At 69.4% G+C, this 15,178-nt stretch carries 15 protein-coding genes; 13 read left to right on the top strand and 2 right to left on the bottom strand.

Annotated features, from left to right (window positions below; genetic code table 11):
* Positions 1 to 2 precede the first annotated feature (2 nt).
* The 11 genes from L8M95_RS01685 to L8M95_RS01635 all read left to right on the top strand — a co-directional run bounded on the left by L8M95_RS01685 (position 3) and on the right by L8M95_RS01635 (position 10,961).
* Positions 3 to 875: an acyl-CoA thioesterase II gene (locus L8M95_RS01685; protein WP_260487623.1), complete on the top strand. Its 873-nt coding sequence runs from the start codon at positions 3 to 5 to the stop codon at positions 873 to 875.
* Entirely contained in the window at positions 872 to 1,486 is a 615-nt protein-coding gene (pdxT, locus tag L8M95_RS01680; RefSeq protein WP_260487622.1) for a pyridoxal 5'-phosphate synthase glutaminase subunit PdxT, read from the top strand. The genes L8M95_RS01685 and pdxT overlap by 4 nt, the downstream gene beginning before the upstream one ends.
* Positions 1,487 to 1,566: 80 nt before the next feature.
* Positions 1,567 to 2,319, top strand: coding sequence for a YebC/PmpR family DNA-binding transcriptional regulator (locus tag L8M95_RS01675; protein WP_260487621.1), 753 nt, complete (start codon positions 1,567 to 1,569; stop codon positions 2,317 to 2,319).
* A gap of 61 nt (positions 2,320 to 2,380) precedes the next feature.
* Positions 2,381 to 3,040: a crossover junction endodeoxyribonuclease RuvC gene (locus L8M95_RS01670; protein ID WP_260487620.1), complete on the top strand. Its 660-nt coding sequence runs from the start codon at positions 2,381 to 2,383 to the stop codon at positions 3,038 to 3,040.
* A complete protein-coding gene (gene ruvA / locus L8M95_RS01665) occupies positions 3,037 to 3,636 on the top strand; it encodes a Holliday junction branch migration protein RuvA (RefSeq protein ID WP_260487619.1) in 600 nt (199 codons plus the stop codon). The genes L8M95_RS01670 and ruvA overlap by 4 nt, the downstream gene beginning before the upstream one ends.
* Positions 3,636 to 4,754 (top strand): Holliday junction branch migration DNA helicase RuvB, encoded by a 1,119-nt coding sequence (gene ruvB, locus L8M95_RS01660; RefSeq protein ID WP_260487618.1) that lies wholly within the window; start codon positions 3,636 to 3,638, stop codon positions 4,752 to 4,754. Before ruvA ends, ruvB begins: the two co-directional genes overlap by 1 nt.
* 91 nt (positions 4,755 to 4,845) lie before the next feature.
* The gene (gene yajC / locus L8M95_RS01655) at positions 4,846 to 5,166 is read left to right on the top strand and encodes a preprotein translocase subunit YajC (RefSeq protein WP_260487617.1); all 321 of its coding nucleotides are present in this window, start codon (positions 4,846 to 4,848) and stop codon (positions 5,164 to 5,166) included.
* 72 nt (positions 5,167 to 5,238) lie between these two features.
* Positions 5,239 to 6,939 carry a protein translocase subunit SecD gene (gene secD / locus L8M95_RS01650; protein WP_260487616.1) on the top strand — a complete coding sequence of 567 codons (1,701 nt, stop codon included), beginning with the start codon at positions 5,239 to 5,241 and terminating at the stop codon, positions 6,937 to 6,939.
* Positions 6,936 to 7,997 carry a protein translocase subunit SecF gene (gene secF / locus L8M95_RS01645; protein ID WP_260487615.1) on the top strand — a complete coding sequence of 354 codons (1,062 nt, stop codon included), beginning with the start codon at positions 6,936 to 6,938 and terminating at the stop codon, positions 7,995 to 7,997. Before secD ends, secF begins: the two co-directional genes overlap by 4 nt.
* On the top strand, positions 7,994 to 8,551 hold the full coding sequence (locus L8M95_RS01640) for an adenine phosphoribosyltransferase (protein WP_260487614.1): 558 nt from the start codon (positions 7,994 to 7,996) through the stop codon (positions 8,549 to 8,551). The genes secF and L8M95_RS01640 overlap by 4 nt, the downstream gene beginning before the upstream one ends.
* A 46-nt stretch (positions 8,552 to 8,597) precedes the next feature.
* Positions 8,598 to 10,961 (top strand): bifunctional (p)ppGpp synthetase/guanosine-3',5'-bis(diphosphate) 3'-pyrophosphohydrolase, encoded by a 2,364-nt coding sequence (locus tag L8M95_RS01635; protein WP_260487613.1) that lies wholly within the window; start codon positions 8,598 to 8,600, stop codon positions 10,959 to 10,961.
* A gap of 125 nt (positions 10,962 to 11,086) precedes the next feature.
* On the opposite strand, the gene L8M95_RS01630 is transcribed toward L8M95_RS01635, so the two are convergent.
* The gene (locus L8M95_RS01630; RefSeq protein WP_260487612.1) at positions 11,087 to 12,010 is read right to left on the bottom strand and encodes a peptidylprolyl isomerase; all 924 of its coding nucleotides are present in this window, start codon (positions 12,008 to 12,010) and stop codon (positions 11,087 to 11,089) included.
* A 207-nt stretch (positions 12,011 to 12,217) separates the two neighbouring features.
* Between L8M95_RS01630 and L8M95_RS01625 the strand changes: the two genes are divergently transcribed.
* Both L8M95_RS01625 and hisS read left to right on the top strand, forming a co-directional pair.
* Positions 12,218 to 12,883, top strand: coding sequence for an MBL fold metallo-hydrolase (locus L8M95_RS01625; protein WP_260487611.1), 666 nt, complete (start codon positions 12,218 to 12,220; stop codon positions 12,881 to 12,883).
* 44 nt (positions 12,884 to 12,927) lie between these two features.
* The gene (gene hisS, locus L8M95_RS01620) at positions 12,928 to 14,208 is read left to right on the top strand and encodes a histidine--tRNA ligase (protein ID WP_260487610.1); all 1,281 of its coding nucleotides are present in this window, start codon (positions 12,928 to 12,930) and stop codon (positions 14,206 to 14,208) included.
* 30 nt (positions 14,209 to 14,238) lie between these two features.
* On the opposite strand, the gene L8M95_RS01615 is transcribed toward hisS, so the two are convergent.
* Positions 14,239 to 15,156, bottom strand: coding sequence for a neutral zinc metallopeptidase (locus L8M95_RS01615; protein WP_260487609.1), 918 nt, complete (start codon positions 15,154 to 15,156; stop codon positions 14,239 to 14,241).
* Positions 15,157 to 15,178: the final 22 nt, after the last annotated feature.

Raw genomic sequence — 15,178 nt, 5'->3', positions numbered from 1 at the left:
CGGTGGCGAAGATCGAGGACATCCTCGAGATCGAGCGGATAGACCGCGACCTCTACCGAGGACCGGCCATCCGCACGCACCTGCAGCGGACCTTCGGCGGCCAGGTCGCCGGTCAGACCCTCGTCGCCGCGGTCCGGACCGTGGACTCCGACAAGCACGTCCACTCCCTGCATGGGTACTTCATCCGGCCGGGCATCCCCGACGTGCCGACCGTCTTCCAGGTCGACCGCCTCCGGGACGGTCGCAGCTTCGCCACCCGCCGTGTCACGGCCATCCAGGAGGGGGAGCCGATCTTCTCCATGTCGGCCTCCTTCCACCTGGTCGACCAGGAGGGCATCGAGCACCAGGACTCGATGCCCCGGGTCGTGGGGCCCGAGGAGATCGACGTCCCGAGAATCGAGGACCTCGACGAGGCCCACCGCGTCTTCGTGGAGGAATGGGCCCAGTGGGACATCCGGATCGTCCCCCGGGACCGCCTGGAGACGAGTTCGGTGCTGGCCTCGCAGCAGCGGGTGTGGTTCCGGAGCGTCGACGCGCTGCCGGACGACCCCAATTTCCACGTGTGCACACTCGCGTACATGTCGGACATGACGTTGTTGGGCTCGGCCAAGGTCCCGCACCCCGACGAGCCCACCCAGGACGCCTCTCTCGACCACGCCATGTGGTTCATGCGCCCCTTCCGGGCCGATGACTGGTTGCTGTACGACCAGACCTCGCCGTCGGCGTTCGGGGGGCGCGCCCTCACCCAGGGGCGGATCTTCGACCGCTCCGGTCGACTCGTGGCCGCCGTCACCCAGGAGGGTCTGTCCCGGCGCCTGCGCCCGGGTGCGCAGCCGTTCCCGGTGAGCACCACCGACGACCCGTCGAAGAAGTGAGCGCGGTAGCCCCGACCGTCGGCGTCCTCGCCCTGCAGGGCGACGTCGCCGAACACCTCCGCCATCTCGAGTCCGTCGGCGCCCGCGCTGTGCCGGTCCGTCGGCGTTCGGAGCTCGACACCGTGGACGGTCTCATCCTTCCCGGCGGTGAGTCGACCGCGATGAGCCGACTCCTCGATGTGTACGACATGTACGAGCCGGTGGCCGAGAGGATCTCCGGCGGCATGCCGGTCTACGGCTCCTGCGCGGGCATGATCCTGCTGGCGTCGGTCGTCCTGGACACCCGGGCGGACGCCACCTGGTTCTCCGCGATCGACATGACCGTCCGTCGGAACGCCTTCGGACGGCAGGTCGACTCGTTCGAGGCCGACCTCGTCGTCGACGCCCTCGGCGCCGACCCGGTCCGGACCGTGTTCATCCGCGCACCCTGGGTCGAGACGGTGGGCCCGGACGTGGAGGTGCTCGCCCGGGTCCGCGCCTCGGACGGCGACGATCACGTGGTCGCGGTGCGCCAGGGCAACGCCCTGGCGACCTCCTTCCACCCCGAGGTGACCGACGATGTGCGCGTCCACGGGTACTTCCTCGACATGGTGCGGCAGGCGACCTCGTAGACTGATCAGTCAGCGACACGTCGCACCGGACCCACCATACGGCGGGCCGGTCTGAGAACCCCCGGAGGGCGGAACATCACATGGCAGGCCATTCCAAGTGGGCCACCACCAAGCACAAGAAGGCCGCGATCGACGCCAAGCGCGGCAAGCTCTTCGCCAAGCTCGTCAAGAACATCGAGGTGGCGGCCCGTACGGGCGGCGGTGACCCAGCCGGCAACCCGACGCTCTACGACGCCATCCAGAAGGCCAAGAAGAACTCGGTCCCGGGCGACAACGTCGAGCGGGCGCGTAGACGTGGCGCCGGTGAGGAGGCGGGCGGCGCCGAGTGGGAGACCATCATGTACGAGGGCTACGGCCCGAACGGCGTGGCCCTGCTCATCGAGTGTCTGACCGACAACCGCAACCGTGCCGCCGGCGAGGTGCGCACCGCGATGACCCGCAACGGCGGCAACCTCGCCGACCCGGGCTCGGTGGCGTACCTGTTCACCCGCAAGGGCGAGATCGTCCTGGACAAGGGTGAGCTCGAGGAGGACGACATCCTCATGGCCGTTCTCGAGGCCGGCGCCGAGGAGGTCAACGACCTCGGTGAACAGTTCGAGGTGGTCTGCGAGCCGACCGACCTCGTCCGGGTGCGCACCGCGCTCCAGGAGGCCGGCATCGACTACGAGTCGGCCGAGTCCGGGTTCCGCGCCTCCGTCGAGGTGACGGTCGACGCGGACGGCGCCATGAAGGTCTTCAAGCTGATCGACGCGCTCGAGGACTCCGACGACGTGCAGAACGTCTACTCCAACCTGGACGTGCCGGACGACGTGCTGGCGGCGCTGAACGCCTGACGGGCGGGCCACTGGTAGGGTCTCGAACGTAGGTTCTACCAGTGGTCGGCGAAAGGTCGCTATGCGCGTGATGGGTGTGGACCCGGGGCTGACCCGGTGCGGGCTCGCGCTGATCGAAACCGAGCCGGGCCGCGCCGTCACGGCCCTGGACGTGGACGTCGTCCGCACCGCGGCCCAGGACCCCCTCGAGAAGCGCCTGCGGGCGGTCCACGCAGTGGCGGACGAGTGGATGGAGATCCACCGACCGGACGTCGTCGCGATCGAGCGGGTCTTCGCGCAGAACCAGGTCTCCACCGCCATGGGCACGGCCCAGGCCGCGGGCGTGGTGGCGCTGGCGGCCGCCTACCGCGACATCCCGGTGGCCTTCCACACCCCCTCGGAGGTCAAGGCCGCCATCACCGGCAGCGGGCGCGCGGACAAGAAACAGATGACTCTGATGATCACCCGCATCCTCGGTCTGCAGAAGCCGCCCAGCCCGGCGGACGCGGCCGACGCCCTCGCACTGGCCGTGTGCCACAGCTGGCGCGCGCCCATGCAGGGTCGGGTGGCAGCCCTCGACGGTCGGGTCGCCCGGACCCGCGCCGGGTTCGAGTCGAAGGTGGCGGCGGCACGCGAGGCCGCCGCGTCGAACGTCACCGGAGGCCGCAGCGCGGCCGCCGATCAGGAGCGCGCCCGGGCCGCCGCCCGGGGTATGGCGCGGACGAAGGGAGTGCGCTGGTGATCGCCTCAATACGGGGAACAGTGGCCGAGATCGGTCTCGACCGCTGCGTGGTGGAGACCGGAGGTGTCGGCGTACTCGTGCACGCGACACCGGCCGCGCTCGCGGGTCTGAGGCGCGGTGCCGAGGGGATGCTCCACACGGAGCTGGTGGTGCGCGAGGACTCGCTCACCCTGTACGGCTTCGACTCGGTGGACGCCCGACAGCTGTTCCTCACCGTGCAGACCGTCTCCGGGGTCGGCCCGCGTCTGGCCCTGGCGATCGTCGCCACGCTCGAACCGGAGGACCTCGTCCGCGCGCTGGGCGCCGGGGACGTCAAGGCGTTGACCCGGGTGCCCGGGGTGGGGAAGCGGACGGCCGAGCGCATGGTGCTCGAGCTCAAGGACAAGGTCGGGCCCGTGTCGGCCGGCGGGTCGGCGGGAACCCCCGGCGGTGTCGGCGGTGCGCCGGCGGCGACCGAGGTGGCAGAGGCACTCGAGGGCCTTGGTTTCTCCGCGGCCGAGGCGGAGAAGGCCGCCACCGCTGTCCTCGCGGCCGAGCCGGACCTGGACCCGGCGCAGGCCCTGCGGCTGGCGCTCAAGTCCCTCGGTAAGCGCTGATGACGGGACGGTCCGACGCGCTCGGTGACGGGTTCACCCCCGGGGACGGGCTCAGCGCGGGGCAGGAGGGCGAACTGTCCGCGTCCGTGACCCCGTTCGACTCGGACGTCGAGGGCGCCCTCCGACCGCGCAGTCTGGGCGAGTTCATCGGTCAGGAGACCGTCCGGGAACAACTCGACCTCGTCCTGACCGCCGCCACCCGCCGGGGCGTCGTCCCCGACCACCTGCTCTTCTCCGGTCCGCCCGGGCTGGGCAAGACCAGTCTCGCGATGATCGTCGCGGCCGAACTCGGTGGATCACTGAGGATCACCTCCGGGCCCGCCCTCGAACGGCCCGGCGACCTGGCCGCGATGCTGTCCAACCTCATCGAGGGCGACGTGCTGTTCATCGACGAGATCCACCGCATCGCCCGGCCGGCCGAGGAGATGCTCTACCTCGCCATGGAGGACTTCCGGATCGACATCATGGTGGGCAAGGGGCCCGGCGCCACCTCGATTCCTCTGGAGATCGCCCCGTTCACCCTCGTCGGCGCCACCACGCGATCCGGTGCGCTCACCGGACCCCTGCGCGACCGGTTCGGATTCACCGCGCACATGGACTTCTACACCGACGCCGATCTCGCGAGGATCGTCACCCGCGCCGCGGACATCCTCGCCATCCCCGTGGAGGCCGACGCGGCGTTGGAGATCGCCGGCCGGTCCCGGGGCACACCGCGGATCGCCAACCGTCTCCTGCGGCGGGTACGTGATTTCGCCGAGGTCCGCGCTGACGGGCGCATCACGGTGCCCGTCGCGCGGGCCGCGCTCGAGGTGTACGAGGTGGACGAACTGGGACTCGACCGTCTCGACCGGGCGGTCTTGAGGGCGCTCCTCGTCCAGCACGAGGGCGGGCCGGTCGGGCTGAGCACCCTGGCGGTGGCCGTGGGGGAGGAGTCCACCACCCTGGAGGAGGTCTGCGAACCCTTTCTCGTCCGCGCGGGCCTGCTCGCGCGTACTCCACGCGGGCGAATCGCCACCACCGCGGCGTGGGACCACCTGGGCCTCACCCGATCCGACGGGGCGGCCGGTCAGCCGATGCTGCCTGTCGAGGTCGACCGGGGACCCGGCGCACGCGGTTGAGTCCCCGACTGGCATCCTCGGACGAGACCGTCCGTAGCCCGGACCCGCCCCGCTGACCCGGAACCGGCGGGTCCACGTCAGGAGGACCCGCATGGGACTAAAACTGCTGCTTCCGTTGATGATCGTCGTGCTGATCGTGCTGATGGTCCTGCAGAGCACAAGGCAGCGCAGGGCGATGAAGGACATGCGTGAGATGCAGGCGTCCCTGTCCGCGGGGGATCGCGTGCTCACCACCTCCGGTCTGCACGCGACGATCGTCTCCGTCAGCGAGGAGACGGTGGAACTGGAGATCGCCTCGGGCGTCCGGACCCGGTGGGACCGGCGGGTGATCCGCGAGAAGCTCGAGACCGGTACGACCCCTGGAAGCGACCCCGGTACCGACTCCGGTACCGGCGCCGCGGATTCCCGGTAGGCCGCAACCGGCGAGTAGTGTAATGGGGCCGTCCAGCCGGAGGCCACAGACGAATACCGAGAGAGATCACCTGTGTCACCAGTTCGTCCTCGAGGCACCGACGCCCGCCCCAGACCGTGGGCACTGCTGTCCGCCTTCTTCCTGGTGCTGTTCATCCTCCTCCTCGGCGCCTTCGCCGTGGCGGACCGCGGACTGACGCCGAAGCTGGGCATCGACCTGCAGGGCGGAACGCGCGTCACGCTGATCCCCAAGGGAGACCCCGACGAGGCGGACCTACGACTGGCGCAGGACATCATCCGGGACCGTGTCGACGGGCTCGGCGTCGCCGGGACCTCGGTCGTCATCGAGGGCAGCAACATCGTCCTCACCGTTCCCGGTGAGGACTCCAGCCAGGCCCGCGATCTCGGCACCACCTCGCAGCTGACGATCCGCCCCGTCCTGCAGGTCCAGCCCGTCGCCGAGGGCGACCTCGAGCCCGTGCCCGCCGCCAAGGGGGACCGGGAGGCCGTCGCCAGGGAGGTCGAGGAGGCCCGCGAGGTCCGCCAGGGCGATCCGCAGGAACTCACCGAGACGCTCGCGACATTCCGCTGCCCGGAGCGCGATGTGCTCGCCGGCTTCGACGACCCGTCCCGGGCCCTCATCGCCTGTGGTGACGGTGCGAAGTACGTCCTCGGTCCCGTCCCGTTGCTCATCGGCGAACCCGAGGACGGCCGACGTCTCGACGGCCAGCAGATCGTCAAGGACTCCGTCAGTTCGGGGTTCAACCAGCAGGCCGCCAAGAACGAGGTCTCCTTCCGGTTCAACGCCGGCCCCGGCGAGCAGGGCAGCGCCACCTGGTCACGCCTGACCCAGGAGAACCTCCAGCGGCAGATCGCCATCGTCCTCGACGGCGAGGTCATCAGTGCGCCGGTCGTCCAGGGCGCTACGCCCGTCGGTTCGGCGACCTCCATCACCGGTGACTTCACCACGGACGAGGCGGCGTCCCTCGCCGCGAACCTGCGCTACGGCGCCCTGCCCATCTCCTTCGAGGACCCCAACGTCGACAACGTGCCGGCATCCCTCGGTCTGGCGTCGCTCGAGGCCGGCCTGCTCGCCGGTGCGATCGGTTTCCTCCTGGTCCTGGCCTACTCGGCCTTCTTCTACCGCCTGCTGGGAGTCCTGGCGTTCATCTCGCTGGCCCTGTCGTTCCTGCTGACCTACGTCATGCTCGTGTTCCTGGGTTACACGGTGGACTACAGCCTCGACCTCGCCGGCATCGCGGGCCTGGTCATCGGCATCGGAATGACCGCCGACTCCTATGTCGTGTTCTTTGAGCGCATCAAGGACGAACTACGGGACGGCCACCGGTTCCGATCCGCCGTACCCAGGGCCTGGAAGAGCGCCGGCCGCACGATCGTGACCGGCAACATGGTCAGCCTCATCGGTGCCGTCGTCCTCTACCTGTTGGCCAGTGGCGAGGTGCGCGGCTTCGCGTTCACCCTCGGTCTGACGACCGTCATGGACGTGTTCGTCGCGTTCACCGTGACGTGGCCGCTCGTCTACCTGGCCTCCACCCGACCCACCTTCGCCAAGACCTGGGCGAACGGGATGGGACGCATGGAGAATCTCCAGGCGGCCGCAGCAGAACAGCGTCGACTCGACCGGAAGGCCGAGAAGGACGCGGACCGGGACGGTGGCCGCGGGGTCACCGCGACCATCCGGGGACCGGGCGGCGACACGATGACCGACACGCCGACCACGCGCCCCGCCACCGATGAGGAGGAGGGCCGATGAGCACTCCCGTCACCACCGCAACCGACAGCGGCGCCACGGCGCCCACCGGCCGGACCGACAGCCTGTTCACCCGGCTCTACACGGGAACCGGGGCGTTCGGCATCGTTCCGAACCGCCGGAAGTTCTACGTCCTCACCCTCGTGATCGTCGCGATCTGCCTGGCGAGCATCCTCTTCCGCGGTTTCAGCTTCGGGATCGACTTCACCGGCGGCACCAAACTCACGATGCCGGCCGGCGACATCGACAAGGACCGCGTGGCCGCGGTGGTCGAGGAATCCGTCGGCGAGGAACCGCAGATGGTGCAGATCGTCGGCGCCGGGAACGCCCGGATCGTGGAGGTCGAGACCCGGTTCCTCACCAGCGACGAGATCCTCGCCGCCAAGAACTCCCTGTACGAGGAGTTCCAGCCGGTGACCGCGGACGGGGTCTCGTCGGTGGAAGCCATCGGTGACTCCGCCCGATCCGAGAGCTGGGGAGGGCAGGTCACCAAGAACGCCCTGATCGCACTCGGGGTCTTCCTCGTGATCGTCTTCGGCTACATCGCCTTCCGATTCGAGTGGCAGATGGCCACCGCCGCCATCGTGGCACTGTTGTTCGACGTCGTGACCACCGCCGGGATCTACTCGATCGTCGGCTTCGAGGTGTCGCCGGCCACGGTGATCGGTCTGTTGACCATCCTCGGCTTCTCGCTGTACGACACGGTGATCGTGTTCGACAAGGTCGAGGAGAACACCCGCGGCATCAGACACACGACGAGCCGCACCTACGCCGAAGAGGCGAACCTGGGTGTCAACCAGACCCTCATGCGATCCATCCACACCACGATCATCGGCGTGCTGCCACTGCTGGCGCTGGTGGTCATCGCGGTGTGGATCCTCGGAGTGGGCACCCTGATGGATCTCGCTCTGGTGCAGATGGTCGGCATCGTCACCGGTACGTTCTCCTCGGTGTTCCTCGCGACGCCACTGCTGGTGAGCCTGAAGAACCGCGATCCCCAGATCAGCCGCCAGACCGCCAAGGTGCTGGCCCGACGCGAGAAGTCCGAGGCCACCGCATGACCGAGCCCGCCCTGACCCACGTCTCACCAGCGATCAGCTCCGCCGTGGAGCGCCTGATGCGCCGCGTCGAGGACTTCCCGTCCGCCGGGGTCCAGTTCTGCGACCTGACCCCGGTCCTCGCCGACGCCGACGGCTTCGATGCCGTCGTCGCCGGGCTCATCGCCGGACACGAGATCGGCAGCGTGGACTACGTCGCCGGACTCGACGCCCGCGGCTTCCTGCTGGCCGGGGCAGCTGCCGTGCGCCTGCACACCGGCATCCTCGCGATCCGCAAGGCCGGCAAGCTCCCGCCACCGGTGCACTCGCGCTCCTACGAGCTCGAGTACGGCGCTGCCACGTTGGAACTCCCCGCGGACGGTCTCGACCTCAGCGGGAAGCGCGTCCTCGTCGTCGACGACGTCCTCGCCACCGGGGGGACCCTCACCGCCGCGGTGGGACTGCTGGAGGACTGTGGCGCGATAGTCGCCGGGTTGTCCGTGGTGCTCGAGGTCCCCGGTCTCGGGGGTCGGGATAGACTGGCCGGCACACCGCTGGCCTGCCTCACGGTCGCGTGACCGCCGGCCGTATCTGACGGCCCGGAACTGGAGGGAGGAGCCGGACATGACGCAACGGCAGGACCCCGCCGGGCAGCCGGACCGGGGCGCACCCCTCGGACAGAAGGCCCAACCCCAGCCCTCGACCCAACCGCTCCCGGTGATCCCGGGCAACCGCCCGTCCGCCGGACGGCGGGTGCGGGCCCGGTGGGCACGACGCCTCACCTCCGGGCTGACCGTGACCTCCACACCGGCCGTCCTCGAACCGCTGGTCCGCGTCCACCGCATCCACCACGCCAAAGCCGACGTCGGCCTGCTGGCGCGTGCCTACACCCTCGCCGAGAAGCAACACGAGGGCGTCTTCCGCAAGTCCGGTGACCCCTACATCACCCACCCGCTCGCCGTGGCCACCATCTGCGCCGAGATGGGCATGGACACCACCACCCTCGTGGCGGCACTGCTGCACGACACGGTGGAGGACACCGCGTACTCACTAGACCAGCTGGAAGCGGACTTCGGCGGTGAGGTCGCCCACCTCGTGGACGGCGTCACCAAGTTGGACAAGGTCGAGTTCGGCGAGGCCGCCGAGGCGGAGACCATCCGGAAGATGATCATCGCGATGGCTCACGACCCGCGCGTCCTGGTGATCAAGGTGGCCGACCGCCTGCACAACATGCGCACGATGCGCTTCCTGCCACCCGAGAAGCAGGTCAAGAAGGCGCGCGAGACCCTCGAGGTGATCGCCCCGCTCGCACACCGGCTGGGTATGGCGACCATCAAGTGGGAGCTCGAGGACCTCGCCTTCGCGATCCTCGAGCCGAAGAAGTACCAGGAGATCGTCCGGCTCGTGGCCGACCGGGCCCCCAGCCGCGACGTCTACCTGGGCACCGTGACCAACCGGGTGCGGACGGACCTCGAGAAGGCCCACATCCAGGCGCGGGTCGAGGGTCGTCCGAAGCACTACTGGTCGATCTATCAGAAGATGATCGTCCGGGGCCGGGAGTTCGACGAGATCCACGACCTCGTCGGTATCCGCGTCCTCTGCGAGGACGTACGTGACTGCTATGCCGCGATCGGAGTGGTGCACTCGACGTGGAAGCCGATGCCCGGTCGGTTCAAGGACTACATCGCCCAGCCGCGCTTCGGCGTGTACCGGTCGCTGCACACCACCGTGATCGGACCCGACGGCAAGCCGCTGGAGATCCAGATCCGTACCCACGAGATGCACCGCAACGCGGAATACGGCATCGCGGCGCACTGGCGCTACAAGGAGACCCGCGGCAAGCACAACGGCGACCCCGCCGAGGTCGACGAGATGGCATGGATGCGCCAGCTGCTCAGCTGGCAGCGTGAGGCCGCGGATCCCGGCGAGTTCCTGGACTCCCTGCGTTTCGAGATGACCAGCAAAGAGATCTTCGTCTTCACCCCCAAGGGAGACGTCATCAACCTGCCGGTCGGTGCCACACCCGTGGACTTCGCCTACGCGGTGCACACCGAGGTCGGCCACCGGTGCATCGGGGCGCGGGTCAACGGCAAGCTCGTCGCCCTCGAGCGCCCGCTCGAGAACGGCGAGGTGGTGGAGGTCTTCACCTCCAAGGACCTCAACGCCGGCCCCAGCCTGGACTGGCAGAAGTTCGTTGTCTCGGGCCGTGCCAAGAGCTCGATCCGGCAGTGGTTCGCCAAGGAACGCCGTGAGGAGGCCCTGGAGCGGGGCAAGGATCTCATCACCCGGGAGGTCCGCCGCGGCGGGGTCCCGGTTCACCGCATCTTCTCCAACGAGTCGATCGCCGGGGTGTCCCGCGAGCTCGGGTTCGCGGACGTCACCGCGCTCTACACGGCGATCGGTGAGAACCATGTCTCGGCGAAGACCGTGGTGGGCCGTCTGGTCGCCGCCCACGGCGGAGTGGACGAGGTCACGGAGGAACTGGCCGACCGCTCCCGCGACAAGACCATCACCCCGCCGCGGACCACCACCTCGGGTGCAGGAGTCCTGGTCGGCGGCGTGGAGGACGTCCACGCCAAGCTCGCCCGTTGTTGTACCCCTGTCCCTGGTGACCAGGTCCTGGGCTTCATCACGCGCGGCGGCTCGGTCAGCGTGCACCGGACCGACTGCACCAATGCCTCCGACCTGCACAGGGAACCGGAGCGACTGGTGAAGGTCGAGTGGGCGCCCCAGCCCGGCGCGGTGTTCCTCGTGGCCATCCAGGTGGAAGCCCTCGACCGCCATCGCCTCCTGTCGGACATCACGAAGGTCCTAGCCGACGAGAAGGTCAACATCCTGTCCGCCTCGGTGCAGACCGCGGGCGACGACAGGGTGGCGATCTCCCGATTCACGTTCGAGATGGCCGACCCCAAGCATCTGGGCCACGTCCTCGGTGCGGTCCGGAAGGTCGAGGGCGTCTTCGACGTCTACCGCATGACCTCGAACTAGGGGAGCGGACCCGGACCAGGTGTGCTGGTCGCACCGAGGACGGGGTCGGGAGCAGGACCGGGTGGCACCGGAGACGACACCGGCCCCGGCCTGGAGGCCGGGGCCGGTGATCCGGTGACGTGGGGTCACTCCTCGGGCAGGCCCTCCTGGGCGCCGACAGTGACCTTCTCGATGACGACGGGCCGACGCGGGGTCTCGTAGTCCGGTTTCGTCTGGTCGTCGCTCTTCGTACCCGCCTCGGCGATCTCGTCGAGGACCTCCAGACCCGCCTCACCGATCGTCCCCATGACGGTGTACTCGGGCGGCAGCATGGAGTCCTCGTACACGAGGAAGAACTGACTGCCGGCACTATTCGGTGCCTGCGACTTGGCCATGGCGACGGTTCCCCGGGGATAGATCGACATCCCCGAACCGCTCTCGTCCACGGCCAGGTCGGTGGGCGGCTCGTCCGTGATCATGTAGCCGGGGCCCGAGAGCCCGGTCCCCGTCGGGTCACCACACTGCAGCACCGAGAGCTGCGAGCCCTCCCCGCCCACGGTCAGACGATGACATTCGGTGTCGTCGAAGTACTCCTGCTGCGCCAGGTGCACGAAGCTCGCGACGTTGCACGGAGCACCCTCACGGTCGAGGACGAGAGGGATCTCCCCCTTACCGGTGGTGATGGTGATCTCGGCAGTACCGCGCCGGGGCTGATCTCCGGTCGGGGGGTCGACCTCGCGCTTGGACTTCTCCACCTCGTCGATCTGCTCGTTGAAGCGTCGCGCCTCGGCGACGATCTCCGGCCCCTGATCCTCGAACTCCGCCGGGTCGACCTTCTCCCTGGGGGCGTTGTCCTCCGCGTACTCGCAGGTGACCCAGTTGGCGGCGTACTCCTCGGCCCGGGCCTGCTCCGCCTTGTTCCAGACCACCACGCCCACGATGCCGAGGAGGACCACCACCACGATCGCGGCCCCCGCGATCTTCAGCTGCTTCTCGCGGCGGGCCTGCGCCTCCATCTGCTCGCGCAGGCGTTGGCGCGCCTCGGCTCGGCGTTCCTGGTTGGTGGACACTGACCCTCCTGGGGACCTGGACTAGGCTGGAACGGTCGGGCGGACCCACGGTGGGCTCCTCGACGGAGTCACCAGGGCGGTCCAGCCCAGGGTCCTTGTCTACCAGGTCGGGCGATGACGGCTGAAAGCCACTCCGGTGTCGGGCCCCGTTGACCCGCCACGGGACGCCGGACGGCGTCGACCATCATCAGAAAGGGAGTTCGGGACGTGCAGATCGTCGGTTTCCCCGCCGGAATGTTCCAGACCAACTGCTACATCGTCGGTGACGACGCCGGTGACTGTGTGATCGTCGACCCGGGGCAGGACTCGGAGGCGCAGGTCCGTCGACAGATCTCCGAGTCCGGGTTCAGGCCTCGAGCGGTTCTCCTCACCCACGGGCACCTCGACCACATCTGGAACGCACAACAGGTGGCGGACCACTACGGGGTCCCCGCCTACATCCACCCCGAGGACCGGGCGATGCTCGCCGACCCGGGCAAGGGGCTGTCCCTCGACCTGTCGGCGATGCTCAAGGGCGTCACGTTCACCGAACCGGCCGAGGTCGTCGAGGTGTTCGACGGCGACACCCTGCGATTCGGATCGATGACCTTCGACGTGGACCACGTTCCGGGCCACAGTCCCGGTTCCGTGTCCTTCCGGATCACGGTCGAGACCGAGGAGGGACCCCGGATGGTCGTCCTCGGCGGGGACGTACTGTTCCAGGACGGCGTTGGTCGCACCGACCTCCCGGCGGGCGACACCGAGGTGTTGATGCAGTCCATCGCCAAGAAGTTCCTCGTCCTGGACGACGACGCCGTGGTCCTGCCGGGACACGGGCCCTCCACGACCATCGGTCGCGAGCGGCGCTCGAATCCGTTCCTGCGCGACCTCTAGACCGACCAGCTTCCCCACCCTCGAGACCCAAGGACCACTCACCAGTGACCGGCACCGAGAAGAAGACCGCGCTCAAGGCTCCCAAGGGCGTTCCCGACTACGTCCCCCCGGCGTCCGCCGGGTTCGTGGCGGTGCGGGAGGCCATCACCTCCTCCGCGCGGCGCGCCGGGTACGGGCACATCGAGTTGCCGGTCTTCGAGGACACGGCCTTGTTCGCACGGGGGGTCGGGGAGTCGACCGATGTGGTGTCCAAGGAGATGTACACGTTCTCCGACAGGGGCGGCAGGAGCGTCACCCTGCGCCCGGAGGGCACCGCCGGGGTCATGCGTGCCGTGATCGAGCACGGACTCGACCGCGGCCAGCTCCCGGTCAAGCTCTGCTACGCGGGCCCGTTCTTCCGATACGAGCGCCCCCAGGCCGGCCGGTATCGCCAGCTCCAGCAGGTCGGCATCGAGGCGATCGGCGTCGACGACCCGGCGCTGGACGCCGAGGTCATCGCGGTGGCGGACGAGGCGTTCCGTTCGCTCGGCCTCACCGGATTCCGCCTCGAGCTCACGTCGCTGGGTGACGAGACCTGTCGCCCCGCCTACCGGGACCGCCTCCAGGACTTCCTCTTCGGTCTCGACCTCGACGAGGCCACCCGGGAGCGCGCGCGGATCAACCCGCTGCGTGTGCTCGACGACAAGCGCCCGGACGTCCGCGCCCAGCTCGAGGACGCGCCGCTGATGATCGATCACCTGTCGGACGCCAGCGCCGAGCACTTCGGGACCGTGCGGGCGCACCTGGACGCGCTGGGCGTCGCGTACGAGGTCAATCCCCGCATGGTCCGGGGTCTGGACTACTACACCAAGACGACTTTCGAGTTCGTCCACGACGGCCTGGGCGCGCAGTCCGGGATCGGCGGCGGCGGCCGGTACGACGGTCTGATGGAGCAGCTCGGCGGCCAGGCGTTGTCGGGGATCGGATTCGGCATCGGCGTGGACCGGACGGTGCTCGCGTTGCAGGCCGAGGGAATCGACCCCGCGGCGCAGGGGCGCGTGGACGTGTACGGCGTGGCGCTCGGCGCCCGGGCCAAGGCGGTGCTCGTACCCCTGCTCGCCGAACTCCGTCGCAGCGGACTCCGGGCGGACATGGCCTATGGGGACCGCGGTATGAAGGGGGCCTTCAAGGCGGCGGACCGTTCCGGGGCGGCGGTCACCGTCGTCGTCGGGGAGGACGAGCTCGCCACCTCCACGGCCGTCGTCAAGACGATGGCCACCGGCGACCAGGAGCCCGTGCCCCTGGAGGCCGTCGTCGACCACGTGACCAGGGCCGTCGCGCGCTGACCCCGAGCGGCCGGTGACCCCGACCGCGGCTCAGAGCTGCGCGCGGAACGTGTCGCAGGCCTGCATCGAGCCCTGCTCGTAGCCCGTGAGGAACCATTGCCGGCGCATCTCGGACGAGCCGTGGGTCCACGAGCCCGGGTCGACGCGCGCTCCGCCGGACTTCTGGATGTGATCGTCGCCGATCGCCTCCGCGGTCCGGATGATCGCGTCCACGTCGCTCCCGGTGAGGCTCTCCAGCAGCGGAGGGCCGCCGTCGGGCGCCGGGGTCGAGGTGGCGTAGTGGGCCCACAGCCCGGCGTAGCAGTCGGCCTGGAGTTCGACCCGGACCGCACCCGAGGAGGGGCCCTGCGGGTCCTGCTGCGACCGGCGGATGTCGCCGAGCATGGTCTGCAGGTGGTGCCCGAACTCGTGGGCGACGACGTACATCTGCGCCGCACCGGAGGGTGACCCACCGAGCTGGCCCACGAGAACCCGGTCGAAGAACGCGGGGTCTATGTACACGTTCTCGTCGGCCGGGCAGTAGAACGGCCCGATGTCGGAGGAGGCCGCACCACATCCGGTGTCGATGGCGCCGGTGAAGATGTTGGTGTGGGGCTGGACCCAGCGCATCCCGATCTGGTCGGGCAACTGGGCCGTCCAGACGTCCTCCAGACTCTCCGTGGTGGCGACGATGCGGCAGATGGTGTCGGTGTTGGCCTGCTGCAGGTCGCACTGGTCGATGTGGGCCTGGAACCGCTGCGCCGAGTCCGTGGACTGTCCCTGGCCGCCCCCGGTTCCGGAGTCCAGGCCGAGCTGGCCCGGGTCCACGCCCAGGAACAGCGCGATGACGACGACGACGAGGCCTCCGACACCGCCGCCGACCGCCATCCCCCGACGTCCCCCCCGGCCTCCGCGTCCCCCGCCGGAGACCCCGCTGGTGTCCAGCCGCCCACCCTGCCGGAACGTCATGTCGCCGCCTCTCGTCCGCGGG

The organism is Dietzia sp. B32 (genome assembly GCF_024732245.1).
In the GTDB taxonomy this organism is placed as follows: domain Bacteria; phylum Actinomycetota; class Actinomycetes; order Mycobacteriales; family Mycobacteriaceae; genus Dietzia.
This window is presented reverse-complemented; position numbering and strand designations above follow the sequence as displayed.

Coding starts and splice junctions, on each gene's coding strand:
- L8M95_RS01675 (WP_260487621.1), top strand. CDS start 1,567: ATGGCAGGCCATTCCAAGTGGGCCACCACCAAGCACAAGAAGGCCGCG.
- L8M95_RS01670 (WP_260487620.1), top strand. CDS start 2,381: ATGCGCGTGATGGGTGTGGACCCGGGGCTGACCCGGTGCGGGCTCGCG.
- yajC (WP_260487617.1), top strand. CDS start 4,846: ATGGGACTAAAACTGCTGCTTCCGTTGATGATCGTCGTGCTGATCGTG.
- L8M95_RS01615 (WP_260487609.1), bottom strand. CDS start 15,156: ATGACGTTCCGGCAGGGTGGGCGGCTGGACACCAGCGGGGTCTCCGGC.
- ruvB (WP_260487618.1), top strand. CDS start 3,636: ATGACGGGACGGTCCGACGCGCTCGGTGACGGGTTCACCCCCGGGGAC.
- L8M95_RS01635 (WP_260487613.1), top strand. CDS start 8,598: ATGACGCAACGGCAGGACCCCGCCGGGCAGCCGGACCGGGGCGCACCC.
- L8M95_RS01640 (WP_260487614.1), top strand. CDS start 7,994: ATGACCGAGCCCGCCCTGACCCACGTCTCACCAGCGATCAGCTCCGCC.
- secF (WP_260487615.1), top strand. CDS start 6,936: ATGAGCACTCCCGTCACCACCGCAACCGACAGCGGCGCCACGGCGCCC.